This window comes from Occallatibacter sp., from assembly GCF_049510455.1.
Lineage (GTDB): Bacteria > Acidobacteriota > Terriglobia > Terriglobales > Acidobacteriaceae > Telmatobacter.
In genome coordinates this window covers 98,211-106,919 of sequence record NZ_JBEKYX010000001.1, presented here as the reverse complement: position 1 = coordinate 106,919, position 8,709 = coordinate 98,211, and the positions used below count along the sequence as shown (strand labels likewise).

The following is an 8,709-nucleotide window of genomic DNA, read 5'->3' as shown; positions in this document are numbered from 1 at the left end:
CTTTCATCCGCTACATCATGCCGGCTTGATGCGGTCTACATCATGTCCTCCAGTCTGGTTGCTACTGCGTTTGAAGAGCACGATGCTTGCGCATCGGGTTGGCGCTACGACACGTCACCCCCAAACGGGATGCTGCTGGTAAACGTAACTTATGCCCGCGTTTACGGGTGTCAACGCTCAGGAAATCAGTAACTTGACGGCCTTCCAATCGAGAACAGTTTTGATGCGTTTACGCGCGTAAACCAGAATGTGCCAGAGAGGGCGCGCTGTGTAAACTCACTGATAGAGAATGGCTTGCCGCATCCGGCGCTTGACGGCCAAAATCGCAGGGTGCAAGCTATTTTTGAGCGGGTTCTCCTATGGGCACTCCCCGCATCCCGGCTTCGTTGCAGTCTCCAGCCTCGCCGAGTGGCGAAGCGCGTCCGGTTCTCCGTGCCAAAACCATTGCAACCAGGGTCACGCCGGAAGAGCTGGCCGAGGTAGAAACCGCCGCCGAAGGTGCGGGGAAGACCTTGGCGGAATGGCTGCGCGAGCTGGCCCTGAAAGCCGCACGGGAGCGTCCAGCAGACCCTACCGAATTGGTGCTGGCCGAGGTCTCAGCACTGCGCTACATGCTCTTGAATCTCTTCCACGCGACAGCCCAGGCGAACGCGGAAGGCAAGCATCTGCTGCCCGATTCCGTGGTCAAAATCCGTGACCAGGCGAATGCGCGGAAGCTGGCGGACGCCCGCAAGCTGCTCGAAGAGTTTCTGTCTCAGGACGGACCGGGAGGTGGTGAGCGATGAAGAAACTTCTCTTTGTCTTCGTGGCCGGAGTGTTCCTGCTGGGCGCTGGCTTTGGGGTGTTTCTGCGTCCACTGCTCTATACCCTGACGCCGCTCCAGCGGTACTACGTCGGCGCATATCTGGCCAGTTCCTGGCATGAGAAAGACCCGGCAGCAACGAGCGAGATTCAATGGGTATGGAAGTTCAAACCCGAAGCCGGATCGAAGAGGAACAAACCGATCCTGCAATATGCACTTGCTACCGAAGCCGACCTGCTTCCGATTCCGGCTCGGGAGCTGCTCTGGAAAGGGGACATCCTGCCCTTCTGGATGAACCGGAAGGCGGAGATGGACGGCTGGACAGGCATCGAACGAGGGTTGCCGACGGAGGTGAATTCAGCGAAGCTGGTGGCACTGCTTCGGGAGGAATTTTTCTATGGAGAGCCTGTGTGGCACTACTTTGTACAGCCAGCTTTGCTGCTCGTCGCTGCACTGCTTCTCTGGTCGCTGATCCTGTCGTGGCGGAGCGCTCGCCGGGAGCGGTATCTGTGGGGAAAGCCGGTTCCGCTATGGCGGGAGCTGGGGCAGAAAGTGCTCAGCTCGGGCGCTGACTTCAGGAAGAGTCTACAGAGGCAACGGGTACTGCGAGCCTCTGCCGCGAAGCCGTTGATTGAGGTTCGTCCCTTAGCCAAACCGGCAACGACGCAGCAGGCCACGTCAGCAGCCACACAGACCGCACTGCCGCCTCCTCAAACACCCGCTGCGAAGAACAACGGGTTTGTGTGGGACGAATCCAAAGGGATTGAGTGAGGCAAAGACAGGAGCAGAGCACAGATGCTGACCATCTCCAGACCGCTCTCGGCAAGCCAGGTGCGGACGTACCATGAGCGGGAGTTTGCTTCGGAGCGGCAGAACTATTGGAGCCGCGACCAGCAGGGACACAGCGAGTGGCAAGGCAAGCTGGCCGAGCAGTGGGGCTTGGAAGGTGCGGTTGGCAATGAGCACTTTGCGAGGCTGACCGAAGGCCAGCATCCGCACACGGAAGCGCAGCTCGTTCGCCATCAGGTTTCCAAAACCTATGAAGGCAAGTTCGGCAAGGAAGTGACGAGCGTGGAGCATCGCGCCGGTTGGGATGCTACGTTCTCTGCGCCGAAGTCAGTTTCTCTCACCGCACTTGTAGGCGGTGATGAGCGCGTGAGAGAGGCGCATCGGGAAAGCGTGTGTGTCGCTTTGGCCGAACTGGAGCGGTACACCCAGGCGCGGATTGGCAACGTCCATGTGCCGGAGACGACAGGCAAATTCGTTGCGGCGACTTTCGAGCATGACACGGCGCGTCCAGTAGATGGCTACGCCGCGCCGCAACTCCATACCCATGCTGTGATCTTCAACGTCACCGAGCGCGACAACGGACAAACCCGCGCCTTGCAACCGCAGGAGCTGTTCGCTTCGCAACGCTATGCCACCAGCGTGTACCGTTCCGAGCTGGCGATGCGGTTGCAGGGGTTGGGCTACGAACTGGAGCGGGGCAAGCATGGGCAGCCGGAGATCAAAGGCTATACGAAAGAGTATTTGGAGGCCAGCAGCCCGCGCCGGGAGCAGATCAAAGATCATTTGCGCGAGATGGGACTCGACGGAGCGGGAGCCGCGCAGGTTGCCGCTCACCGAACGCGGGATAGCAAGGAACTGCTCTCGCCGGGAGAGGTGTTGGAGCGGCACCGCGAGCTGGCAGCGCAGTATGGACATCAGGCCGACAAAGTTGTGGCCGAGGCGCGGGCGCATGAACAGCGCCACGTCTACGAACCCGATCGAATCGCGAAGCAGGCCGTGACCTATGCCCGTGACCATCTCTTCGAGCGTTCCGCCGTGCTGGACCGGCGCGAGCTTCTGGAAGCGGCGCTCAGTCGAGGGATGGGTGAGACAACGTATGCCCACATCCGACAGGAGTTTGAGCAGCGGGCCGCGCGAGGCGAGTTCCGCACCGTCGATCATGCCGGAGCGGGAGAGCAGTACACCACCGCTGCCATGCTTCGCATGGAACGCGAGATCGTCGCACGGATGCAGGAAGGCAATCAGCGTGGAGTGAATGATCCGATGCTTGTGGATTCGCGTATTCGGGTTGTGACGGAGAACCGGCACCCGGAGCTGAATGCCTCGCAGCGACATGTCATCGATGAGATATTTCTTTCCCGCGAAAAGATGGTGGGATTGGACGGCGTCGCCGGGGCAGGTAAGACCACGACACTGGCCGTCATCCGTGAAGGCGCGGAAGCCGAAGGGTACAAAGTGGAAGGCTTTGCCCCTACGTCCCGCGCGGCGCAAAAGCTGGCCGATGCCGGTATGGAAACATCCACGCTGCAAAAGCATCTTGCACGCGGACAGCAGCCGGACACGGGTGATCGACGATTGTATGTGCTCGACGAATCTTCGCTTGCCTCCACCAAGCAGATGCACGAGTTTGTGAATCGTCTGCATCCGAATGATCGCGTGTTGCTGGTAGGTGATCGGCGGCAGCATGAGGCGGTAGAGGCCGGGCGTCCCTTCGCGCAGCTCCAGGATGCGGGCATGAAAACAGTCAAACTCGAAGAGATCGTGCGCCAGAAAGATCCGGAGTTGAAACAGGTGGTCGAGCAACTTGCGCGTGGCGAGGTGCGCGAGGCCGTGCAGCGTTTAGAGCGGCAGGGCCGCGTTCATGAGATCGCAGGACGCGAAGAACGTATCGCCGCGATTGCGAAGGAGTATGCGAAGTCGCCGGAGGGTACGCTCGTCGTCTCGCCCGACAACCGTTCCCGTATGGAGATCAATGAACGTATCCATGTAGAGATGCAGGAGCGCGGCTCTGTCAGTAAAGACGAACATCGCATTCAAACACTTGTGCCGCGCCAGGACCTCACCGGGCCGGAGCGGACATGGGCTGCGCGGTACGAGTTCAACGACGTCGTGCGCTACGCGCGTGCGTCGAAAGAGACGGGCATGGAACGCGGCGAGTACGCGCGGGTCAAGAGCGTGGATGCGGAGAAAAACCTATTGACGGTGGTGCGGGCCGATGGCTCAGAGCTAACCTATGATCCTCGACGGCAGCAGGGCGTCTCTGTGTATCGAGAAGAACCGCGCAGCTTCGCTGTGGGTGATCGCATCCAGTTCACCGCGCCAGCGAATAACTTGAAGATTGCCAACCGCGAATTAGGGACGGTCGAAGCTATCGGGCATGATGGGCAGATGCGCTTGAAGATGGACGGAGGCCGCGACGTGCAGCTCGACGCGCGCGAGCATCCGCATCTCGATCACGGTTATGCGGTGACGAGCCATTCCAGCCAGGGGCAAACCGCCGAGCGTGTCTTGATTCATGTCGATACGGAATTGGCCGCAAAAGACCTGCTCAACAGCCGCATGGCATACGTAGCCGTCTCGCGCGGCGCGGAAGACGCACAGGTATACACCAACGACCGCACAAAGTTACCGGAGGCGTTAGGGCATGATGTGTCCCATGAGAGCGCCCACATGCCAGCGATAAAGCTGGAGAAATCCATCACGCCGCCGCAGCCCGAGATTGCGCCGAGGCACGAACATAGCATCGAGTTTGGACTCGGGATGTAAAGACTGCCTGCCCATCCTGAGGGCAGCACCGATTCGCCAGTTTGATCGAAGCACTTACGCGAAGCCACACAAACAACTTTCTGGGGTCTGCGGAGGAGGTGTCCTCCGCGCTGCGACCGCGTTCGCGTTCTTCGCTGCCACCTCTGCGGGAGTCTCCCTCCCGCAACGCCCTTCCTATAAATACTGTGCGCGGACGCGCACTCGATAAGGAAACCAAGGCTCCCTAGTGGGCGCTGCCCCCCGCGCTCTGCAAGGCCATTCGCCCTTCGGGTTTTGGCTCCCCCACGCTACGCGCAGTCCCCCCAAAAAGCTCCGCTCGAAGACCTTTCCGTTTGCTACCCCCGCCTTCGCCAGGTGGCGTTCGGCATGTACATGCCGCGTTTCAACGCGGAGGTGCAAAAGCCAAAACCAAGGAGCAAACACCATGAACACCACCATTACCACCATCGACAGCAAGAAGCCCCATACCAAGCAGGAATTGGTTGCCACCAATATCAAGCTGCTGATTGAGCAACTGGAGGCCGGACATTCGGAAGCTCTCACCAACTACCTCACGGCCATGAGCCGCTTTCACCAGTACAGCTTCGGAAACGTGCTGGAGATCGCGCGACAAATGCCCTCGGCAAAAAGAGTAGCGGGGTTCTGGACGTGGAAGAATCTTGGCCGTAGCGTTAAGGCCGGACAGAAGGGCATCCGCATTCTCGCACCCGTCGTTGGGGTTCGTCGCAAGAAAGACGCGGAAGCCAACAAGGACATTACCAAACAGAACGAGCGAGTATTGCTCGGCTTCCGTAACGCCTACGTCTTTGATATTTCGCAAACCGATGGTGTAGAACTGCCTGCGCTAAACGAGGTCACCGGCGACCCCGGCGAGAACATCGAACGATTGGCAGAATTCCTCAACAGCAAAGGCATTCAGCTTGTCTACAGCGAGAAGATCGCACCCGCGCTTGGCATGAGCTACGGCGGACGCATCGCCATCCTGCCCGGACAGTCGAAGGCAGAAACCTTCGCCACGCTTGTCCATGAAACGGCTCACGAACTCCTGCACCGCAGCGAACGCCGCACGGCCACCACGAAGACCGCGCGCGAGACAGAAGCCGAGGCGGTAGCGTTTGTTGTCGGCAAAGCCGTTGGGTTGGTCAACGAAGAAGCCAGCGCGTCGTACATCCAGCTTTATAAGGGCAACGCCTCACTGTTGGCCGAATCACTGGAAGTCATCCAGCAGACCGCCAGCGTCATCCTTGCCGCATTGGAGCCGCCCATCGCCGAGGGCGTAACCAGCGAGGAACTGGAGGCAGTTGCGGCATGAAAATCACGCCGTCACCATGTAACAATCGGACGACACACGAGAAACCGACAGACGGGATGCGTAGGCTCCCGTCTGCCATTTTCAGCGGCGCGGGAGACACCCTGCGGGTTTCTCCCGGCCCTCTTCCGCAAGGAGAAAGCTGTCATTCAAACCGGATTCTGCACATTCGCTCTGCACAGTTCCTACACAGCCAAATTCGTGGCATTTAGCTCAATCAGAATCAATAATTTCTAGAATCATTCTCACCCGCTCAGGATGACACGGGGTTGTGGCTGAGGGGTGGGAGTGCTGTTCCACCCCAGCGAGAGCGAGCAAGGCCGGATGGGCTAAACCCTGGTATGCAGGCTGGGCCATTCGGGTTTGCGGTGCTTCAGAAATGCCTGTACGCCTTCACGGAAGTCTTCTGCGGAGTGCTGGTGCGCGTTGACCTCGATGGCGTCTTCGATCTCCTCGTCGAGCCTGCGCTTGGAGTGCATGGCGAGAAGGCGCTTGACCTCCCGCATGGCCTGCGGGCTGTTCTGCAGAAGGCCCTGAGCGCATGCATACGCGGTCTGCATGAGTTCTTCAGCGTTGACGATCTGTGTGACTACGCCGAGGTGATACGCTTCCTGCGTTCGGATGAGCCTGCCGGATATGAGCAGCTCACGGGTGACCTTTTCTCCGACCTGGCGAAGGAGGAAGGAGGCGACGATGGCGGGCACGTAGCCGAGCTTGACTTCAGTGAAGCCGAATTTGGCTTCAGGGACGGCGAGGGTGAAGTCGGCGAGCATGGCGAGGCCCATGCCGCCCGCGATGGCCGGGCCGTTGACGGCGGCGATGACGGGCTTGGAGAATTCGTAGAGCGTGCGCAGGACGTTGGCCATGTTTTCGGAGTCGCGGCGGTCTTCTTCCTCTGTGGTGGCATGGAGCGTGGAGAGGTGCTCCATGTCGAGGCCGGCGCAGAAGGCGGGGCCAGCGCCGGTGAGGATGACGACGCGGCAGTCGGAGTCCTCGGCTTCATCGAGCGCCTGGGTGATCTCCTGCATGAGCAGCGGACAGAGCGCGTTGCGCTTTTCCGGCCGGTTCATGGTGATGGTGCGAATTTCGTTGGCGTTATGAATGAGCAGATGATGAAAGCTGGGCATGATGATCTCCGTTACTCTTCTTTCTTAAGGAGAAGCAGAGCATAACGCAAATTGGGCGCGCTGGGAAATGACTTTTGTCACGTGTCCGACGCGAATCGATACGCAGCGAAATTGTACGCGCATTTTGCGCGGTTGTGGCGGATTGAAACTGCCATGCCGATTGAGACAGGGGAACGGCTGCGAGGATGAGCCGGCAGGTAGTTGAGAGTAAGCTGTCTGGAGTATTTCTTACGAAGTTACGCACCTAAACTGAATGGGCATGCTTCCTTAACAGAAGCATGCCCATCTTTTCTTCCGTGCTTAGGTTGTCAAGACGTTGGAAGTTTTATTTTCCCGCGTCCTGGCGGGCGACACCGCGCACGAACATCTCGTTCACAGTGGCAACAAAGTGGGCCGCTGACGGAGGAGTTGGCACGCCGCCGCCAAGGATTCTGGCGTATGGAACGTTATGGCCGTAGACCTTTTCTGTATCCGAGGAATTCTGGTGAACCACATCTCCGTTGAGGTCGATGCCTGCAAAGAGGCCCTTGCTGCGTGAATAGGTAAGGAATTCGGCATTTGCCAATTCGGTTGTTGAGGCTTGAGCATTGCGGCCTACCGGGCCGGCGGCCACGGATGCATCCGCGCCAAGTTTCACCTTATCTTTCAGGAGATCATCCACCGCATGATGATTCATGCCAATCAAAACCAGATCCGTGGATTGTCCGCCAACTTGAAATCCGAAGCTCGCTCCCTCAAGTTGAACGAACGCGGGAGCGCTCCATCGACCGCTCCGAGTCCGGCAGGTTACCACGCCTTGTCCATATTCGGCGCCAAAAACAAATGCGGCCTTCTTGAAAGAGGGTACGACGAGAACGCATGTGGCTTTGGATGCGACATCGAGCGGCACTCCTCTGTCAGGAGTGTTCATCAGCTCATGTAGAACGGCGTGTGCGGCGTCAATGCGGGCGTCAATTTTCGCATCCTGTGCGACAGCCATTGGGCTCAGGCTGGCCGCTATCAATGTGGCGGTAAGAAAAACTTTCATGTGTCGCTCCTTGCGATTGTGCAGCATCTGGATAGCTTTATTTAAACCCTACGGTCGTTTTGAGACTCATTTTGCTTTTAAGGTTGGCTAAGTGCTCCAACAAAAGTGCTTGCACGTGTGTTGTCAGCGAGTTAGGGGAGGGATTACCAGGCTTGCGATTGATTACAGGCCCAGCTCCGTTGCGCGTTTCTTCATGGCATCGAGGCAGAAGGCTATGTGGGCGTCGAGTTCGACGCCTAGCCCGGCGGCGCCCTGGTAGACGTCGTCGCGGCTGACTCCGCGGGCGAAGGCCTTGTCTTTGAGCTTTTTCTTTACGCTGGAGGGTTCCACGTCGGCGATGGCTTTGGTGGGCTTGACGAGCGCGCAGGCGGTGAGGAAGCCGGAGAGCTCGTCGCAGGCGAAGAGAACTTTATCAAGATGGGTGACGCGGGGGACGCCGGAGTACTGCGCGTGGCCGAGGATGGCGGTGCGGGTTTCGGCGGGCCAGCCGAGGCGCTCGAGCTCGCGGACGCCGACGAAGGGGTGTTCCGCGGGGGTGGGGTGCTTTTCGTAATCGAAGTCGTGGAGCAGGGCGGTGGTGGAGTAGAGCGTTATCAGACGCTCGCGGGCACTCTCATGTTCTGGACCGGTGAGGCCGAGGCGATCGGCTTCGGATTCGCCGTAGGCGGCGACGCATGTCTCTACGGCGAGGGCGTGTTTGCGCAGAGATTCGCTTTGGGTCCACTCGTGAAGCAGGCTCAGGGCCTGGCTGCGGCCGTATGTATTTCCATTCTTGGAGGTTTCGGACATCTGTTCCCCTTATTAACTAACTTGGTTCGTTATTGATCGGTATGGTTCGTGTTTTTTCGGTTTTTTCCGAGTATTATAGTAGCAACTTAGGGGAGACCCT

Annotated in this window: 8 protein-coding genes; 5 read left to right on the top strand and 3 right to left on the bottom strand. The window is 58.9% G+C overall.

Annotation, left to right across the window (positions count from 1 at the left end; translation table 11 throughout):
• The 5 genes from ABSG47_RS00450 to ABSG47_RS00430 form a co-directional block, all read left to right on the top strand.
• Positions 1-192 (top strand): hypothetical protein (locus ABSG47_RS00450; protein ID WP_424164923.1); only part of this gene is annotated, 192 nt, incomplete at its 5' end.
• Positions 193-359: 167 nt separating this feature from the next.
• The gene (locus ABSG47_RS00445) at positions 360-785 is read left to right on the top strand and encodes a plasmid mobilization protein (protein WP_424164921.1); all 426 of its coding nucleotides are present in this window, start codon (positions 360-362) and stop codon (positions 783-785) included.
• Entirely contained in the window at positions 782-1,573 is a 792-nt protein-coding gene (locus ABSG47_RS00440; RefSeq protein WP_424164918.1) for a hypothetical protein, read from the top strand. The genes ABSG47_RS00445 and ABSG47_RS00440 overlap by 4 nt, the downstream gene beginning before the upstream one ends.
• A 24-nt stretch (positions 1,574-1,597) precedes the next feature.
• Positions 1,598-4,357: a MobF family relaxase gene (gene mobF / locus ABSG47_RS00435; RefSeq protein ID WP_424164916.1), complete on the top strand. Its 2,760-nt coding sequence runs from the start codon at positions 1,598-1,600 to the stop codon at positions 4,355-4,357.
• Positions 4,358-4,781: 424 nt separating this feature from the next.
• Positions 4,782-5,669: an ArdC-like ssDNA-binding domain-containing protein gene (locus ABSG47_RS00430; RefSeq protein WP_424164913.1), complete on the top strand. Its 888-nt coding sequence runs from the start codon at positions 4,782-4,784 to the stop codon at positions 5,667-5,669.
• A 326-nt stretch (positions 5,670-5,995) separates the two neighbouring features.
• Here ABSG47_RS00430 and ABSG47_RS00425 read toward each other — a convergent pair whose 3' ends face one another.
• The 3 genes from ABSG47_RS00425 to ABSG47_RS00415 form a co-directional block, all read right to left on the bottom strand.
• A complete protein-coding gene (locus ABSG47_RS00425) occupies positions 5,996-6,793 on the bottom strand; it encodes an enoyl-CoA hydratase/isomerase family protein (protein ID WP_424164911.1) in 798 nt (265 codons plus the stop codon).
• A 325-nt stretch (positions 6,794-7,118) separates the two neighbouring features.
• Complete coding sequence (locus ABSG47_RS00420) at positions 7,119-7,820, bottom strand: lipid-binding SYLF domain-containing protein (RefSeq protein ID WP_424164909.1); 702 nt, start codon at positions 7,818-7,820, stop codon at positions 7,119-7,121.
• 162 nt (positions 7,821-7,982) lie between these two features.
• Positions 7,983-8,609: an HAD family hydrolase gene (locus ABSG47_RS00415; protein ID WP_424164907.1), complete on the bottom strand. Its 627-nt coding sequence runs from the start codon at positions 8,607-8,609 to the stop codon at positions 7,983-7,985.
• Positions 8,610-8,709: the final 100 nt, after the last annotated feature.

Coding starts and splice junctions, on each gene's coding strand:
- ABSG47_RS00445 (WP_424164921.1), top strand. CDS start 360: ATGGGCACTCCCCGCATCCCGGCTTCGTTGCAGTCTCCAGCCTCGCCG.
- ABSG47_RS00440 (WP_424164918.1), top strand. CDS start 782: ATGAAGAAACTTCTCTTTGTCTTCGTGGCCGGAGTGTTCCTGCTGGGC.
- mobF (WP_424164916.1), top strand. CDS start 1,598: ATGCTGACCATCTCCAGACCGCTCTCGGCAAGCCAGGTGCGGACGTAC.
- ABSG47_RS00430 (WP_424164913.1), top strand. CDS start 4,782: ATGAACACCACCATTACCACCATCGACAGCAAGAAGCCCCATACCAAG.
- ABSG47_RS00425 (WP_424164911.1), bottom strand. CDS start 6,793: ATGCCCAGCTTTCATCATCTGCTCATTCATAACGCCAACGAAATTCGC.
- ABSG47_RS00420 (WP_424164909.1), bottom strand. CDS start 7,820: ATGAAAGTTTTTCTTACCGCCACATTGATAGCGGCCAGCCTGAGCCCA.
- ABSG47_RS00415 (WP_424164907.1), bottom strand. CDS start 8,609: ATGTCCGAAACCTCCAAGAATGGAAATACATACGGCCGCAGCCAGGCC.